Source organism: Streptomyces bungoensis (genome assembly GCF_001514215.1).
Lineage (GTDB): Bacteria > Actinomycetota > Actinomycetes > Streptomycetales > Streptomycetaceae > Streptomyces > Streptomyces bungoensis.
Genome location: NZ_KQ948862.1, coordinates 41,054 through 57,788 on the forward strand (window position 1 = coordinate 41,054; position 16,735 = coordinate 57,788).

17 protein-coding genes are annotated in these 16,735 nt (G+C 71.1%); 14 read left to right on the forward strand and 3 right to left on the reverse strand.

Going from position 1 to position 16,735, the window contains the following annotated elements:
- Positions 1–126: 126 nt before the first annotated feature.
- The 10 genes from AQJ66_RS22820 (at position 127) to AQJ66_RS22865 (ending at position 11,539) form a co-directional block, all read left to right on the forward strand.
- A complete protein-coding gene (locus AQJ66_RS22820; RefSeq protein WP_061925458.1) occupies positions 127–819 on the forward strand; it encodes an AAA family ATPase in 693 nt (230 codons plus the stop codon).
- Between the two features lie 43 nt (positions 820–862).
- The gene (locus AQJ66_RS22825; RefSeq protein ID WP_061925462.1) at positions 863–1,657 is read left to right on the forward strand and encodes an enhanced serine sensitivity protein SseB; all 795 of its coding nucleotides are present in this window, start codon (positions 863–865) and stop codon (positions 1,655–1,657) included.
- A 215-nt stretch (positions 1,658–1,872) separates the two neighbouring features.
- Positions 1,873–2,634: an enhanced serine sensitivity protein SseB C-terminal domain-containing protein gene (locus AQJ66_RS22830; protein WP_425264298.1), complete on the forward strand. Its 762-nt coding sequence runs from the start codon at positions 1,873–1,875 to the stop codon at positions 2,632–2,634.
- A gap of 351 nt (positions 2,635–2,985) precedes the next feature.
- On the forward strand, positions 2,986–3,984 hold the full coding sequence (locus AQJ66_RS22835; RefSeq protein WP_061925466.1) for an ABC transporter permease: 999 nt from the start codon (positions 2,986–2,988) through the stop codon (positions 3,982–3,984).
- Positions 3,985–4,039: 55 nt separating this feature from the next.
- A complete protein-coding gene (locus tag AQJ66_RS22840) occupies positions 4,040–5,791 on the forward strand; it encodes an ABC transporter substrate-binding protein (protein WP_482255548.1) in 1,752 nt (583 codons plus the stop codon).
- A 72-nt stretch (positions 5,792–5,863) separates the two neighbouring features.
- On the forward strand, positions 5,864–6,871 hold the full coding sequence (locus tag AQJ66_RS22845; RefSeq protein ID WP_061925472.1) for an ABC transporter permease: 1,008 nt from the start codon (positions 5,864–5,866) through the stop codon (positions 6,869–6,871).
- Complete coding sequence (locus AQJ66_RS22850; RefSeq protein WP_061925475.1) at positions 6,868–7,959, forward strand: ABC transporter ATP-binding protein; 1,092 nt, start codon at positions 6,868–6,870, stop codon at positions 7,957–7,959. Before AQJ66_RS22845 ends, AQJ66_RS22850 begins: the two co-directional genes overlap by 4 nt.
- On the forward strand, positions 7,956–9,341 hold the full coding sequence (locus AQJ66_RS22855; RefSeq protein ID WP_107119015.1) for an ABC transporter ATP-binding protein: 1,386 nt from the start codon (positions 7,956–7,958) through the stop codon (positions 9,339–9,341). The genes AQJ66_RS22850 and AQJ66_RS22855 overlap by 4 nt, the downstream gene beginning before the upstream one ends.
- Before the next feature lie 99 nt (positions 9,342–9,440).
- A complete protein-coding gene (locus tag AQJ66_RS22860; protein WP_061925478.1) occupies positions 9,441–10,832 on the forward strand; it encodes a M1 family metallopeptidase in 1,392 nt (463 codons plus the stop codon).
- Between the two features lie 47 nt (positions 10,833–10,879).
- The gene (locus AQJ66_RS22865; RefSeq protein WP_208611432.1) at positions 10,880–11,539 is read left to right on the forward strand and encodes a trimeric intracellular cation channel family protein; all 660 of its coding nucleotides are present in this window, start codon (positions 10,880–10,882) and stop codon (positions 11,537–11,539) included.
- Here the strand turns inward: AQJ66_RS22865 and AQJ66_RS22870 are convergent.
- Complete coding sequence (locus AQJ66_RS22870) at positions 11,448–12,695, reverse strand: alpha/beta hydrolase (RefSeq protein ID WP_061925484.1); 1,248 nt, start codon at positions 12,693–12,695, stop codon at positions 11,448–11,450. The genes AQJ66_RS22865 and AQJ66_RS22870 overlap by 92 nt on opposite strands.
- Before the next feature lie 173 nt (positions 12,696–12,868).
- On the opposite strand from AQJ66_RS22870, the gene AQJ66_RS22875 reads away from it, so the two are divergent.
- Complete coding sequence (locus tag AQJ66_RS22875) at positions 12,869–13,732, forward strand: thioesterase family protein (RefSeq protein ID WP_061925488.1); 864 nt, start codon at positions 12,869–12,871, stop codon at positions 13,730–13,732.
- Here the strand turns inward: AQJ66_RS22875 and AQJ66_RS22880 are convergent.
- Complete coding sequence (locus tag AQJ66_RS22880; protein ID WP_061925491.1) at positions 13,719–14,318, reverse strand: TIGR03086 family metal-binding protein; 600 nt, start codon at positions 14,316–14,318, stop codon at positions 13,719–13,721. The genes AQJ66_RS22875 and AQJ66_RS22880 overlap by 14 nt on opposite strands.
- 155 nt (positions 14,319–14,473) lie before the next feature.
- On the opposite strand from AQJ66_RS22880, the gene AQJ66_RS22885 reads away from it, so the two are divergent.
- The gene (locus AQJ66_RS22885; protein ID WP_061925494.1) at positions 14,474–15,460 is read left to right on the forward strand and encodes a helix-turn-helix transcriptional regulator; all 987 of its coding nucleotides are present in this window, start codon (positions 14,474–14,476) and stop codon (positions 15,458–15,460) included.
- 27 nt (positions 15,461–15,487) lie between these two features.
- Here the strand turns inward: AQJ66_RS22885 and AQJ66_RS22890 are convergent, their stop codons facing one another.
- Entirely contained in the window at positions 15,488–16,114 is a 627-nt protein-coding gene (locus tag AQJ66_RS22890) for a TetR family transcriptional regulator (protein ID WP_061925497.1), read from the reverse strand.
- 120 nt (positions 16,115–16,234) lie between these two features.
- Here AQJ66_RS22890 and AQJ66_RS39445 point away from each other — a divergent pair, with 120 nt between their 5' ends.
- Positions 16,235–16,399: a DUF4175 domain-containing protein gene (locus AQJ66_RS39445; protein ID WP_167359180.1), complete on the forward strand. Its 165-nt coding sequence runs from the start codon at positions 16,235–16,237 to the stop codon at positions 16,397–16,399.
- A 33-nt stretch (positions 16,400–16,432) separates the two neighbouring features.
- Positions 16,433–16,702, forward strand: coding sequence for a hypothetical protein (locus AQJ66_RS22895; protein ID WP_061925500.1), 270 nt, complete (start codon positions 16,433–16,435; stop codon positions 16,700–16,702).
- Positions 16,703–16,735 lie beyond the last annotated feature (33 nt).

Here is a 16,735-nt window from a genome sequence, read left to right on the forward strand (position 1 = left end):
TCAGGGCCCGCATCTGTAACCGAGCTGTGGCAGGACGCGCACGGAACCGACGGACATCGCCCATTACCTTCTCTTTACACGTGACGGGCATGGGGATTACCAGGCCCACAGGGGAGGACGATCACGGTGAACAGGACCACGGCCTACGCCGCCGGCCCCGGCCTCGCGGTACCGCAGCAGCCCTCCGCCACGGCCCGCGCACGCGCGGCGGACCGCCCCGCCCCGGTGGTGCGCGACCTGCGCGACCGCGCCGGCCGCGGCCCGCACGCCCTGCTCTTCGGGCCCCGCGACCTGGTGGTGATCACCGGCCTGCCCGGCAGCGGCAAGTCCACGCTGATGCGCCGCGCGGTCCGCGGCCGGCGCATCGACTCCCAGGACAGCCGCGACCACTGGGCCGCCCGCGTGCCCCGCTTCCTCCCCTACGCGCTGTACCGCCCGCTGGTCCGCGTCACGCACTTCGCCGCACTGCGCCGCGCCCTCCGGGCGGGCGAGGGAGTCGTCGTGCACGACTGCGGCACCCAGGCCTGGGTGCGCGCCTGGCTGGCCAGGGAGGCCCGCCGCCGCGGCGCCACCCTGCACCTGCTCCTGCTCGACGTCACCCCCGAGACGGCCCGGCAGGGCCAGCGCGAGCGCGGCCGGGGCGTCTCCCGCTACGCCTTCCGCCGCCACCGCCGTACGACGGCCCGCATGCTGCGCGCGGTGGAGCGGGGGCACCTCCCCGCCGGCTGCGGCTCCGCGGTCCTGCTGGACCGCACCGCGGCGGACGTCCTGCGCCGGATCGGCTTCACCGGATCGGGGACTGTCACCGGAACCCGCTAGCCTTCTGACCCGTATCCAGTGGTACCCGGCAGGCGGCAGGCAGATGGACTTCTCGGCGGCGGACTTTCCCGCGGACATCCCGGCACAGGCACACCCCCACCCGCACGGCGGCTGGCCGGGCAACGAACTGGAGGAGGTGCTCTCCGCCTCCCTCGGCATACCCGCCGCCGGCGGGCGGATCATCGAGGTGCTGGGCCGCAGCTTCCTGTGGATCCCGCTGCCGGGCGGCGGCGGACCGCACAGCGGGCCCCTGGACCTGCCCACCCTGGAGATCGAGGGCCAGGTCCACGTCCCGGTGTTCAGCTCCGAGGAGCAGCTCCGCCAGGCGGCCGGCCCGCACATGTCGTTCACCATCGCCCCGGCCGTGGAGTTCGCCCAGGGCCTGCCCCCGCAGGCGGGCATCGCGATCAACCCCGGCGGCGTGGTCGGCGTCCCGCTCCCGCCGGAGGCGGTCGCCGAGCTCTGCCGCGCCGGCCGCACCCCGCTCGACGGCCCCGGCACCGGCGGCCGGGTCCGCCTCTTCGAGCCGGACTGGCAGGACGACCCGGTCGACTTCCTCTCCGCCGCCTCCGCCGAGTTCACCGAGACCGGCGTGGTCCTCACCGCCCGCCGCTGCCTCGCCGCCGTCGAGACGGCCGACCCGGTCCTGTTCGTCGGCGTCGAACTCTCCCAGTGGGAGGGCGACCTGCGCGCCCGCCCGCTCGAAGCCCTCGGCAGGGCGCTGGGCCGGGTCCCGGTCAAGTGGCCCGTCAACCTGGTCCTCCTCGACGTGGCCCAGGACCCGGTGGTCGACTGGCTGAAGACCAACGTCCGCCCCTTCTACCAGTACGGCCACTGACCACCCGACGCGGGGACAGCCGGCCTCGGGGGCGCGGGGCCGTGTCCGATGTGCGGTTCCGCCGCGGGGGGCGCGAGAACCCACCACGAACCCGCACTCGCGCACGAGCACAAGGCCCCGAGCCACCGGGCGCTTAAGCTGTGTCCGAACACGGGGTGAGAAGCGAAGGGGCGGTAAGACAGGTGAGCGCGAGCCCAAGCGGCAGCGTCGAGCACATGCTGCGCCAGGTGACCCCCGGCCGCTACGACGCCTACGAGGCACTGCTGCGCGCCCTCGCCACCCCCTCCTCCGGCCAGATCTGGATGCTCCTGTGGCACGGCCAGGCCGGCTCCCCGGACGCCCAGTACGGGAACATGGAGGTCGACGGCTGCCACTACGCCCCCTGCGTGACCTCCGCCCAGGAGCTCTCGGCCAGCGGCTGGAGCCGGTCGTACGAGGTGGTCGACGGGCTCGACGTGGCCCGCACCCTCTACCCCGACCACTACGGCCTCTGGCTCAACCCGCACGCCCCCGGCGGCGGCGTCGGAGTCCCCTGGCTGGACCTGCGCCGCATCGCCACCGGCCTGGACCGCCAGCCCGCCGGCCCGCTGCGCCTCGGCGAGCCCGGCGTCGAGGTCCCCCAGTTCTACGCCCTCCTCGCGCAGAACGCCCACCGCACCCCCGCGCTGCGCTCGCTGCGCCGCGCCTGGGTGCAGCCCGCGCTCGGGGCGCCGTACCTCGCCATCGGCCTGGACGTGTACGACACCTCGCCGGCCGCGGTCGACTCGGTGCGCGCGATGATGCAGCAGTCCGTCGGCGCGGTCCCGGAGGGCCTGCCGGTGTCGACGGTCGCGATGACCGACGACTACGACCCGGTCGTGATGTGGATGCGGGCCAACGCCCGCCCGTTCTACGACCGGGAGGCCCACGCGGCCCCGCCGCAGTCCCCGTCACCGGCCGCCGGATACGGTTATCCACCGGTCCACGGCGCCTACTGACCGCCGGGCCCGCCCGTCCGGTCCGTGGACCGGACGACGGAATCGAACCACCGTCCGCGTTTCTGCGCGCGTAGATGAGTGGTGATTCGCGGGGATACGCGAAGAATCGCGACGAATGTCCCAATTGGACGGTGTCCGATGCCCGTTACCCACTGATCGGATAACGGAATCCCCTGCACTGCATCACGGTTGCGCATACTTTCGCCGTCAGCTCTGGCGGGTGATCGCGGCGACGCTGAAGACTCGCGACTCAGACACGAGGTCGAGACCTCGTGATCTGGGCAAGTCGACAAAGCCGCAAACCGCGGCAGGCGCAGGCCGGTCACCACCGGCGAGAGGGGTCGGGTCACTGTGACCGCACCGATCGAGACCACCGGGGCGGCATCCGAGGCACAGCCGGAAGCTGTGCTGGAGGGCGCCGGTAAGGGGCAGATCGAGGGCCGTTCCCTGGGGCAGATCGCGTGGTCCCGGTTCAAGAAGGACAAGGTCGCCGTGGCCGGCGGCGTCATCGTCGTGCTGCTGGTCCTGCTGGCGGTCCTCTCGCGCCCCCTCCAGGCCCTGCTCGGCCTCGACCCGAACGCCTTCCACCAGGACCTGATCACCCCCGACACCTCGCTGCCCAAGGGCGCCTGGGGCGGCATGAGCGCGAGCCACCCGCTCGGCATCGACCCGAAGTTCGGCCGGGACATCGCCACCCGCATCCTCGAGGGATCCTGGGTGTCGCTCGTGGTCGCCTTCGGCGCCACCATCCTGTCCAACGTGATCGGCGCGATCATGGGCGTGGTGGCGGGCTACTACGGCGGGCGGGTCGACAACGTCATCAGCCGCCTGATGGACACGTTCCTCGCCTTCCCCCTCCTGCTCTTCGCGATCGCCATCTCCGCCACCCTGCAGGGCGGCGCGTTCGGCCTGAACGGACTGCCGCTCCACCTGAGCGTGCTCATCTTCGTCATCGGCTTCTTCAACTGGCCCTACCTGGGCCGGATCGTGCGCGGCCAGACCCTCGCCCTGCGCGAGCGCGAGTTCGTCGACGCCTCCCGCGGCATGGGCGCCAAGGGCCCGTACATCCTCTTCCGCGAGCTGATGCCGAACCTGGTCGGCCCGATCATCGTCTACTCGACGCTGCTGATCCCGACCAACATCCTGTTCGAGGCGTCCCTGAGCTTCCTCGGTGTGGGCATCCAGCCCCCGCAGGCTTCCTGGGGCGGCATGCTGCGCGACGCGGTCACGTACTACCAGATCGACCCGCAGTACATGATCGTCCCCGGTCTCGCCATCTTCGTGACCGTGCTGGCGTTCAACCTGCTCGGTGACGGTCTCCGCGATGCTCTCGACCCGCGCAGCCGCTGACGCCTGCACCCGAGAGCCCAACAAGTTTCCGACTATGGAGGGGAAAGCGCCCATCATGCGAAGGTCAGCGCTGGCCGCTATCGCGGCCATCGGCTCCGCCAGCCTGCTCGTTGCAGGCTGCAGCAAGGCCGATGACAACACGAACGACAACGGCACCAACTCCGCCGGGGCCAACGCCGCGACCAAGGGAGTCGTCAACGCCTCCGACAAGAAGGGCGGCACGGTCACCTACGAGCTGTCCGACGTGCCGGACTCCTTCGACCCCGGCAACACGTACTACGCGTACATGTACAACCTCAGCCGGCTCTACGCCCGCCCGCTGATGACGTTCCAGCCCGGCCCCGGCTCCAAGGGCAACACCCTGGTCCCGGACCTCGCGGCCAGCAAGGGCGTGTCGAGCGACGGCGGCAAGACCTGGACGTACAAGCTGCGTTCGGGCCTGAAGTACGAGGACGGCACGCCGATCACCTCGAAGGACGTCAAGTACGCCGTCGAGCGCTCCAACTTCGCGCGTGACGTGCTCTCCCTCGGCCCCAACTACTTCCAGCAGCTGATGGCCGGCGGCGACAAGTACAAGGGCCCGTACAAGGACAAGAGCGGCAAGGGCCTGTCCTCCATCGAGACGCCGGACGACACCACGGTCGTCTTCCACCTGAAGCAGGCCTTCCAGGAGTTCGACTACCTGGTCGCGGCCCCGCAGACGGCCCCGGTGCCCCAGTCCAAGGACAAGGGCGTCGACTACGTCAAGCACATCGTGTCCTCGGGCTCGTACAAGTTCCAGAGCTACGACGAGGGCAAGCAGGCCGTCCTCGTGCGCAACACGAACTGGGACCCGAAGACGGACCCGCTGCGCAAGCAGCTGCCGGACAAGATCGTCGTCAACCTGAAGGTCAACCCGGAGACCATCGACCAGGACGTGCTGGCCGGCAAGGCCATCGACCTGGCCGGTACCGGTGTCCAGGCCTCCACCCAGGCGAAGGTCCTCACCGACACCGCCAAGAAGGCCAACACCGACAACACCTACGGTGGCCGCCTGGTCTACATGGCGATCAACACCAAGGTGAAGCCGTTCGACAAGGTCGAGTGCCGCAAGGCCGTGCAGTACGCGATCGACAAGGTCTCGGTGCAGACCGCCGAGGGCGGCCCGATCCGCGGTGACATCGCCTCCACGGTGCTGCCGCCGGACGTCACCGGCTACGCGAAGTCGGACGTCTACGCCACCTCCGGCAACAAGGGCGACGCCGCCAAGGCCAAGGAGCAGCTGAAGGCCTGCGGCAAGTCCTCGATCTCCACCAACATCTCGGCCCGCTCGGACCGTCCGCAGGAGATCGACGCCGCCACGGCGATCATCAACTCGCTGAAGGCGGCCGGCATCAACGCCACCCTCAAGCAGTACCCGTCGGGCAAGTACTTCACCGACTACGCGGGTGTCCCGAAGTTCACCGAGAAGCAGAACATCGGTCTGATCATGATGCAGTGGGGTGCCGACTGGCCCTCCGGCTACGGCTTCCTGCAGCAGATCCTGAACGGCAAGGCGATCAGCCAGTCGGGCAACACCAACCTGTCGCAGTACGACAACAAGGACGTCAACAAGCTGCTGGGCCAGGCGATCGCGACGCAGGGCGACAGCGCGCGCAACAGCCTGTACACGCAGATCGACAAGAAGACCATGGATGACGCCGTGCTGGTCCCGCTGACCTACTTCAAGGTCCTGCTGGCCCGCCCGACGACGTACACCAACCTGGTGTCCACGGCGGCCTTCAGCGGTCAGTACGACTACCTCAACATCGGCGTCGCGTCGAAGTAGCAGCCCCGGAAGGCAGGTGAAGGCATTGGTGCCCGCGGGCTTCGCGGCCCGCGGGCACCAGCGCCGGTCCCCGTGATCTCGTACATCCTCCGCCGGACGTTCGCGGCAGTGATCCTGCTGCTGGTCGTCTCCGCGGTCACCTTCGCCATCTTCTTCCTGCTGCCACGACTCGTGGGCCAGACGGCGGACCAGTTGGCGCAGCAGTACATCGGCAAGAGCCCGTCGAAGGCGGACATCGCCGCTGTCAAGCACAACCTCGGTCTGGACCAGCCTGTCTACGTCCAGTACTGGCACTTCATCAAGGGGATCGTCGCCGGCGCCGACTACAACCTCGGCCCCACCACGGTGCACTGCGACGCGCCGTGCTTCGGCTACTCCTTCAAGGACCACGTGGCGGTCTGGCCGCAGCTCACCTCCCGCCTTCCGGTGACCCTCTCGCTCGCCGTGGGAGCGGCCGTGATGTGGCTGGTCTCCGGCGTGGTGGTCGGCGTGATCTCCGCGCTCAAGCCGCGCTCGGTCTTCGACCGCACCTTCATGGGCGTGGCGCTCGCGGGTGTCTCCCTGCCCATGTTCTTCACGGGCAGCCTGGCGATCCTGCTCTTCACCTACCAGTGGCCGATCTTCGGCCGCACCTACGTCCCGTTCACCGACAACCCGGCACAATGGGCCAACACCCTGTTCCCCGCCTGGTGTTCGCTCGCCCTGCTGTACTCCGCCATCTACGCGCGGCTCACCCGCTCGGGCATGCTGGAGACGATGAACGAGGACTTCATCCGCACGGCCCGCGCCAAGGGCCTGCCCGAGCGCAACGTCGTCGTCCGGCACGGACTGCGCGCCGCCCTCACCCCGATCATCACGGTCTTCGGCATGGACCTCGGTCTGCTCCTCGGCGGCGCGGTGATCACCGAGTCCGTGTTCTCGCTGCACGGCATCGGCGAGTACGCGGTGCAGGGCATCACCGACAACGACCTGCCCAAGATCCTCGGCGTGACCCTGCTCGCCGCCTTCTTCGTCGTGATCGCAAATCTTGTGGTGGACGTGCTCTACGCCGCCGCCGACCCGCGGGTGAGGCTCTCGTGACCGAACTGTCCCAGACCGGTGCCGCGGTGGGTGAGCCCACCACCGGCGCGGCACCCGACGCCTTCCTCGAGGTCCGCGACCTCAAGGTGCACTTCCCGACCGACGACGGCGTGGTCAAGTCCGTCGACGGCCTCTCCTTCTCCCTGGAGAAGGGCCGGACCCTCGCCATCGTCGGCGAGTCCGGCTCCGGCAAGTCGGTCACCTCGCAGGCCATCATGGGCCTGCACCGGCTGGGCACCCGCGGCAAGAACGTGCGGATGTCCGGCGAGATCTGGCTGGACGGCAAGGAACTGGTCTCCGCCGCCCCGGACGAGGTGCGCAAGCTCCGCGGCCGCGAGATGGCGATGATCTTCCAGGACCCGCTGTCCGCGATGCACCCGTACTACAAGGTCGGCGACCAGATCGTCGAGGCGTACCGGGTGCACCACAAGGTCGGCCGGAAGGAGGCCCGCAAGCGGGCCGTCGAGATGCTCGACCGCGTCGGCATCCCCGAGCCGGCCAAGCGCGTCGACAGCTACCCGCACGAGTTCTCCGGCGGTATGCGCCAGCGCGCCATGATCGCCATGGCCCTGGTGAACAACCCCGAGCTGCTCATCGCGGACGAGCCGACCACCGCCCTCGACGTCACCGTCCAGGCGCAGATCCTCGACCTGATCCGGGACCTGCAGAAGGAGTTCGGCTCCGCGGTCATCATGATCACCCACGACCTCGGCGTGGTCGCCGAGATAGCCGACGAGGTCCTGGTGATGTACGGCGGGCGGTGCGTGGAGCGTGGTCCGGCCGCCGAGGTCTTCGAGACGCCGCAGCACCCCTACACCTGGGGCCTGCTCGGCTCGATGCCCCGCATCGACCGCGAGACCTCCGAACGGCTCATCCCGGTCAAGGGCCAGCCGCCGAGCCTCATCAACGTCCCCTCGGGCTGCGCCTTCCACCCGCGCTGCCCGTACGCGGACATCCCCAAGGGGAACGTCACCCGCACGGTGCGCCCCGAGCTGGAGCAGGTCGGCACCGGGCACTGGTCCGCCTGCCACCTCTCGGCAGAGGACCGTACGCGGATCTGGACCGAAGAGATTGCGCCGAAGCTGTGAGTGAGACGACGAAGCCCCAGTCCGCCGACGGCGAGGTGCTGCTCCGGGTCGAGGGCCTGACCAAGCACTTCCCGATCAAGAAGGGCATCCTGCAGCGGCAGGTCGGCGCCGTGAAGGCCGTCGACGGCATCGACTTCGAGGTGCGCAAGGGCGAGACCCTGGGCGTCGTCGGCGAGTCGGGCTGCGGCAAGTCGACCATGGGCCGGGTCGTCACCCGCCTGCAGGACCCGACCGGCGGGAAGATCACCTTCGACGGCCGGGACATCACCCGGCTGAGCACCGGGCAGCTCCGCCCGCTGCGCCGCGACATCCAGATGATCTTCCAGGACCCGTACGGCTCCCTGAACCCCCGTCACACCATCGGCTCCATCGTCTCGGCGCCCTTCCGGCTGCAGGGCGTGGAGCCCGAGGGCGGGGTGAAGAAGGAGGTCCAGCGGCTGCTGGAGCTGGTGGGCCTGAGCCCCGAGCACTACAACCGCTACCCGCACGAGTTCTCCGGCGGCCAGCGCCAGCGCATCGGCATCGCCCGCGCGCTCGCGCTCAAGCCGAAGCTGGTCGTCGCCGACGAGCCGGTCTCCGCGCTGGACGTGTCGATCCAGGCCCAGGTCGTCAACCTCATGGACGACCTCCAGCAGGAACTGGGCCTGACGTACGTGATCATCGCGCACGACCTGTCGGTCGTCCGGCACGTCTCGGACCGCATCGCGGTGATGTACCTCGGCAAGATCGTCGAACTGGCCGACCGCACCTCGCTGTACGAGGCGCCGATGCACCCGTACACCAAGGCGCTGATGTCCGCGGTGCCGGTGCCGGACCCCAAGCGGCGCGGCCAGAAGAACGAGCGCATCCTGCTGCGCGGTGACGTGCCGTCGCCGATCGCGCCGCCGAGCGGCTGCCGCTTCCACACCCGCTGCTGGAAGGCGACGCAGATCTGCGCCACGACCGAGCCGCAGCTGGTCGAGCTGAGGCCCGGTCAGCGGGTCGCCTGCCACCACCCCGAGAACTTCGCGGACCAGGCCCCCGGGGACACGGTCCTGCTCTCGGTGGCGCAGGAGGCGTCCGCGCTGGTGCCGGACGCGGTCCTGGAGGAGTCGGCGCAGACCGGCGAGGCGCAGACCGGCCCCGGTGCGAAGACGTCGACCGGCAAGGCCGCCGCGCCGAAGGCCGACGCCCCCGTCGAGGAGCCGGCGGGCGGCGAGGGTGCCGCCACCGACGCCCCCGCCGCGGAGCCGGCGGCCGCCGCCGAGGAGACGGCACGCGAGGTCGCTGCCGGGTCCGAGGAGCCGGCCGCGGCCGCGGAGGCGGACGAGCCGGAGGCCCCGAAGGCCTCTCAGGAGCCCGGCTCCGAGGAGTCCGGCTCTCAGGAGTCAACCGGCAAGTAGCGCATGACAACTCGGCAAAGTCATGTACACGTCTGAGCGGGAGAGTGCAGAGTCGTCCGTGTCCGACCACTGATCGGTACACGCTCGAAAGGGACGACCATGGCACTCTCCCGTTCGGCACGTTTAGCCGCCCTCACCACCGCGGCGGCCTCCTTCCTGGTCCTCGGCGCCTCCTCCGCCCCCACCCCGGGCGCGCCCGGCATCGGCGACCCCTACTTCCCGCGGCTGGGCAACGGCGGCTTCGACGCCCGCCACTACGACCTGGACGTCGCCTACGCCCCGGACACCGGCCGCCTGGACGGCGTGACGACCCTCACCGCCCGGGCCACCCGCACCCTCTCCTCCTTCGACCTCGACCTGCAGCGCCTGGAGATCTCCCGGGTCGAGGTCGACGGCAGACGCGCCAGGTTCAGCCGGGACGGCGACGAGGTCACCGTCACCCCGCGCGACGCCCTGCGCCAGGGCCGCACCTTCACCGTCCGGGTCACCTACGGTGGTGTGCCCGAACCCCTCGGCGGCCCCATCGTCTTCGGCTCCAAGTACGGCTGGATGAAGACCCCCGACGGCGTCTTCGTCGCCTGCGAGCCGAACGCCGCCTCCACCTGGTTCCCCTCCAGCGACCACCCCGCCGACAAGGCCACCTACGACATCCGGATCAAGGCGCCCAACGGCCTGACCGGCGTCTCCAACGGCCGGCTCGTCTCCACGCGCGACCGGGGCGGCTCGACGTACACGCACTGGCGCGAGAGCCGCCCGATGGCCACCTACCTCGCGACCGCCACCATCGGGAAGTTCGACGTGCGCACCGGCCGCACCCCGGGCGGCATCCCCATCTACGTCGCCATCGACCCCGTACTGAAGAACAGCAACGACGTCGACGTGTACGCCGTCACGGCCGCCGCCACCGACTACTGGTCGCAGGTCTTCGGGCCGTACCCGTTCGAGGAGACCGGCGCCATCGTCGACGACATGCCCGAGGCCGGGTTCTCCCTGGAGGTGCAGAGCAAGCCCGCCTACTCGGCCGTCCGCAACGAGTCCACCATCGTGCACGAGCTGGCCCACCAGTGGTTCGGCGACTCGGTGAGTGTGGCGCAGTGGAAGGACATCTGGCTCAACGAGGGCTTCGCCACCTACGCCCAGTGGCTGTGGGCCGAGCACCAGGGCATCCGCAGCGCCCACGACTCCTTCCGGGCCGGCTACGACTCCCGGCCCGCCGACTCCCCGTTCTGGCAGATCGAGGTGGCCGACCCGCAGCGCGACACGATGTTCGCCTCCGCCGTCTACCAGCGCGGCGCGATGACGCTCCAGGCACTGCGCGAACGGATCGGGGACCGGGCGTTCTTCCGGCTGCTGCCCGCCTGGACCCGGTTGCACCGCTACGGCAACGCGGACACGGCCGACTTCGTACGGCTCGCCGAGCGGGTCAGCGGACAGCGGTTGGACGACCTCTTCCGCACCTGGCTGTTCACGACCGGCAAACCGGCCCTGTGAGCCTGCCCTCGTAAGGCCCACACCCCTTGACAGGGGACAATGGCACGGTGCAAGTGCAGCAACTGTTCAGCCCCTCCGTCCAGCACACGCTCGATGTCATCGGCATCTTCGTGTTCGCGATCTCCGGCGCGCTGCTCGCCGTCCGGAAGAACTTCGACGTGTTCGGCATGGCCGTGCTCGCCGAGGTCACCGCGCTGGGCGGCGGGCTGTTCCGCGACCTGGTCATCGGGGCCGTGCCCCCGGCCGCCTTCACCGACCTGGGGTACTTCCTCACCCCGCTGCTCGCCACGCTCGTGGTCTTCTTCCTGCACCCGCACGTGGAGCGCATCCAGGCGGCGGTCCTGGTCTTCGACGCGGCCGGCCTCGGCCTGTTCTGCGTGAGCGGTACGACGAAGGCGTACTCCTACGGCCTGGGCCTGACCGCGTCGGCCACCCTGGGCCTCGCCACCGCCGTCGGCGGTGGCGTGCTCAGGGACGTGCTCGCCAACGAGGTCCCCTCGCTGCTGCGCTGGGACCGCGACCTGTACGCGGTCCCGGCGATCGTCGGCGCCACCATGGTCGTGCTGTGCCTGCGCTACGCCGCCCTGACCCCGCTGACCAGCGGGCTCGCGGCCGTCACGGCCTTCGTGCTGCGCCTGCTCGCGATGCGCTTCCACTGGCGAGCGCCGCGCGCGTGGAACCGGCGGTCGACGGTGCGCGAGGAGTAGTCCCGGTCAGGGACCGGTCCTCGCCCCGGGCGTGGTTCTGCCCCATCTGGAGGGTCAGCCAGCGGAACACCGCGGGGACCTGCGGCCGCCACAGCGCCATGGTGTGCCCGCCCGCGCTGCGCGGCAGGAACACCACGTGCACGGTCGTCGGGGCCTTGGCGATCGACTCCAGGGCCACGCCCGCCTGGTAGCCGTCCCCGGACTCACCGGAGACGTAGAGCGCGATCCGCGGCGGCACGGCCGCCTTCCGCAGCAGCAGGTAGGGGTTGTTGCGCTCGCGCAGCGCGGGGGACTGCGCGGCGAGGGAGTTGCGCTCGCCGATGGGGTCGTTGTAGCCGGACATGCTCACCGCGGCCCGGAAGCGGTCGGGGTGGGCCACGGCCAGCTTGACCGCGCAGTGCGCGCCGGCCGAGTACCCGGCCACCGCCCAGCCCTGCGGGGCCGGCTGGGCGCGGAAGTTGTCCATGACCATCTTCGGCACGTCGATGCTGAGCCAGGTGTCGGCGTTGACCTGGCCGGGGACGTTGGCGCAGCCGGTGTCCACGCCGGCGAGCAGGTTGGTGCGCGGCGCGACCAAGATGAACGGCGCGACCTGGCCGCTGCGCATCAGCGGCAGCAGCTGCTCGTGCGCCTTCAGCGAGCCGAACCAGGCCTTCGCGGAGCCCGGATAGCCCGGCAGCAGTTCCACGACGGGGAACTTGCGGTGGCGGTAGGCGGGTTCGCCGTACTGCGGCGGCAGCCAGACGTAGACCTCCGCGTTGACTCCGGAGACCCGGCCCTTGAGCTGGGTGACCCGCACCCCGCCGGCGGTGCGCATGCCGGGGCCGTCGGCCGGCCGGAACACCTGGCGGACCTTGGGCAGCTGCTTCAGCGAGATACCGCCGGTGCCGTCCCGGCCGAGGTCGGCGGCCTGCTGGACGTGGTTGCCGGTGCCGAAGAGATCGGCCCAGTTGTCGTACAGGTTGTTCTGGTTGTTGACCAGTACGAAGACCAGCGTGACGGCGGTGCCCTGGGCGAACAGCAGCATCAGCACCCGTGCGGCGGTGCGCAGGGGCCTGGGCCCGCGCATCCGCGACCACAGGAGGAGCGGCAGTATGAGGGCGACCAGGGCCAGCACGACGGTCGTGTAGAGGAACGGAGTCCCGGTGAGGCTCATGTCCCCATAGAGGGGAACCGGGGCTCCGGGGTTGTGGACGTGTCCGGACACTTACCGAGAAATTGCCGGGATCTCACCCGGAGGCCGGATGGGGTCGTTCGGCCGTCCGGATTTCGTCCCCCGGTCCGATTGCAAAGCTACCGCTTAGTAATTGTCTGTTGTACCGTTCACCCATGCCAGAAGCAGCTTCCGTTCCCTCCCCGCCGCGGGCCGCGATCGGCGACAGCGAGTTCGACCGCGACACGGTGGTCACCCGGCGCGAGCCCGGCGTCTACGACATCGACCTCTCGGCCGGCTGGACCATCATCAACGCCGTCAACGGCGGCTATCTGCTGGCCGTCCTCGGCCGGGCCCTCGCGGACACCCTGCCGCACCCGGACCCCTTCACCATCTCCGCGCACTACCTGACCGCGTCCCAGCCGGGCCCGGCGGTCGTGCGCACCGAGACGGTCCGCACCGGCCGCACCCTCTCCACCGGCCAGGCCTCGCTCCTCCAGTACGACGACGAGGGCAACGAGGTCGAACGCATCCGAGTCCTCGCCTCCTACGGCGACCTCGCCGCCCTCCCCGACGACGTCCGTACGACGGCCGCCCCGCCGGCCATGCCGCCGATGGAGCAGTGCTTCGGCCCCGACGACTCGCCGGCCCCCGTGCCGGGCAGCTCGGCCATCACCGACCGGCTGATGCTCAAGCTGGACCCCGCCACCCTCGGCTGGGCCCTGGGCGCCCCCTCGGGGAAGGGCGAGATGCGGGCCTGGTTCGGGCTGGCCGACGGGCGCGACGCCGACCCGCTCTCGCTGCTGCTGGCGGTGGACGCCCTGCCCCCGACCGCCTTCGAGATCGGCCTGAGCGGCTGGGTCCCGACCGTGGAACTCACGGTCCACGTACGGCACCGCCCGGCCCCCGGCCCGCTGCGCGTCTCGATCACCACGCGCAACCTGGCCGGCGGCTTCCTGGAGGAGGACGCCGAGGTCTGGGACAGCGCGGACCGGCTGGTCGCCCAGTCCCGGCAGCTGGCCCGGGTCAGGCTCGGCTGAGCGGGGCGCGGCCCAGCCAGGCCGCCAGCCGCTCGTAGGGACCCGCCCCCTCGGGCACCTCGCGGATGGCGCCGAACGGCGTCCCGGCGTCGCGCGGGGCGGAGTCGGGCAGCACCCGGCGGGCGATGGCCAGCGCGAACTCGGCGAGTTCCGGGTCCAGTTCGTGCGGGTGGCCGACGGCCTCGGCGAGGTCCCAGGTGTGCGTCACGATCTCCATCACGTACCCGGACAGCGCCGCGTGCCCCGGCACCTCGCCCCACGGCACGCGCACCGGGGCCGTCATCCGCTCGTCGCTCTCCCATGCCTTCAGCGCACGGACGCGCACCTCGTCGTACGCCGCCGCCCACTCCTCGTCCCCGACGCCCTCGGCGACGGGCTCCACCGCGAGTCCGTCGCCGCCCTCACCGACCACGGCGATCCGCCGGGTGCCGCCGACCATGTGGCTCAGCAGGGCCCGTACGTCGAACTCGGCGCAGGGCGTGGGGCCGTCCAGCCGCTCGGGGCGCACCGTCCCGACGAGGGCGGCCGCCTGCTCGGTGGCGCGGGCGTAGACGGGGCGAGGGTCGGTGAATCCGGTGGTGGTCATGGTGTTCCTCTCGTGGAGCGCGTCGGCGACCGGTTCGTGAGACCGGCGCCGTGCCGTGCCGTTCGGCTCGGTTCGTCGCGTCGAGGATCGCGGGATAACCTGACAGAACCCGTCAACATTTGCGCGGACGGCCGGCGCGGCGCGATGCTGGGCGCGTGAAGTCCGACCGGCTGCTGTCGATCCTGCTGCTCCTGCAGACCCGGGGCCGGGTCCCCGCCCACGAACTCGCCGGCCGGCTCGAGGTGTCGGTCCGCACCATCTACCGGGACGTCGAGGCGCTGTCGGCCTCCGGCGTGCCGGTCTACGCCGAGCGCGGCCGGCACGGCGGCATCGAACTCCTGGCCGGGTTCCGCACCGACGTGACCGGACTGACGGCGGACGAGTCCCGCGCCCTGTTCGTCCTGGCCGCCGAGGGCGCCCACGCCGCCCTCGGCCTGGACGCGGCGCTCGGCTCGGCCCTGCGCAAGGTGATGGCCGCCCTGCCCGCGCCGCACCGGCCGGCCGCCGAGGTCACCAGCCGCCGCGTCCTGGTCGACGCCACCCGCTGGAAGAGCGGTCCACGGCAGTCCGCCGACCTCCAGGTGCTGCAGGACGCGGTGTTCTCCGACCGGCGGCTGCGGCTGCGCTACCGGCACAGCGGGGAGCGCGAGCCGCGGACGTACACCGTCGATCCCTACGGCCTGGTCGCCAAGGCCGGCGTCTGGTACCTGGTCGCCGACCGGCGCGGCGCGCCCCGCCTGTTCCGCGCCGACCGGGTGCGCTCGGCCCGCCTGCTCGACGATCCCGTCCGGCACCGGCCCGGCGTGGAGCTCGCCGACGTCTGGGAGGTGCTGCGCCGCCGGGTGGAGGAGCGGCCGGAGGACGGGATCGACGTCACGGTGCGGGTGCGGCGCGTGCGCCTGGACATGTTCCGGCGCATGGCCGCCGCCCACCTGACCGCCCTCCCCGAGGACGACGGCGAGAGCGACTGGGTCACCGCCCGGCTGTCCTACCCCGCGCCGGCCGCGGTGCGCCAACTGCTCGCCTTCTCCGACCAGGTGGAGATCCTCGACCCGCCCGAGGCCCGCGCGGAACTGCTGCGCGCGGCCCGCTCCGTCACGGCCCTGTACGAGGAGGGGGTGCGGGAGCGGGGCGGCGGCTGAGGCGAACCCGCCCGGGGCGCGGGCGGGTCAGTCCAGCCAGTGCCGGCGGCCGACGCTGATGAGCCGCAACTGCCGGGCGGCGAGCCGGCTGACGCGCTCGCGTTCGTCCTCCGGGGACTCCAGGGCCTCCAGGAAGAGGGAGGCGGTGATGAGCATCTGGTCGACGTAGAGATGCGCGAGCATCAGCAGGTCGTCCTCGCTCCAGCCCTCCGCCTGCGGGTCCTTGGCCAGTTCGGCCTTCACCTCCTCGGCGAACCGGACCAATTGGGCCCGGATCGCCTCGCGCACCGGCTGGACTCCGCCGTGCCGCTCGCGGGCGATGAACCGGACATGGGCGGGATGCGCGTCCACGTGACCGGCGATCAACTCGATGGCGCGGGTGATGCGTTCCTCGCTGTCACCCGCCGTGGACACGGTCGTGCGCACCATCGGGTGCAGGCTGCCGAGCGCCTCGTCGACCAGCGCGACCCCGAGGTCGGCGGTGGACCGGAAGTGCCGGTAGAAGGCGGTCGGGGCGACGCCGACGGCCCGGGTGACCTCGCGCAGACCGAGACTGCTCAGGCTCTGCTCCTCCAGCAGGACGAGCGCCGCGTCCAGGAACGCCTGCCGGGTCTTCTGCTTCTGGGCCTGCCGGATGCCGACGGTGTGACTCATGTCATCCAGTTAACAACTGTTCTCTGTTATTGGGAAGCCGGGGGCAGGGTAGACTCGAAGTCAGTGAACAAGTGTTACTACAACTGTTCACCCAAACTTCACGGAGGGGGGTTCGATCCCATGCTGTTCCTCGTCGCCGCACTCATGCTGCTCGGCGTCGTGCTGGGCACCGTCGCCCACGCACCGCTGACCGTCACCGCCGCCCTGGCCGCCGTCATCGCCGTCTGGCTCGGCGTCTTCGCGATCCGCGAGTGGCACGGCCGCCGCCACACCTCGGCCAACTGACCGTCCGCACCGACTTCTCAGGAGCTGAGCACCATGCAACTCACCGCACCGGCCACCGGCACCCGTCCGCGCACCCGTGACGCCGACGGCATGGCCGTGGCGTCCTTCGTCCTCGGTCTCCTCGGCCTGCTCGTCCTCAACGTCTTCCTCGGCCCCGTCGCCATCGCCCTGGCCGGCGTGGCCCTCTGGCGCGGCACCGGCCGCCGCGCCCGCGCCCTGCTCGGCCTCGCCCTAGGCGTCGCGGACCTCGCGGTCCTGGTCCTGGCGATGGACATGACCCACACGGTGTCCTGGAGCCTGTGAGCCACCGCCGCGGCCCCGAGGACGACGGGGCGC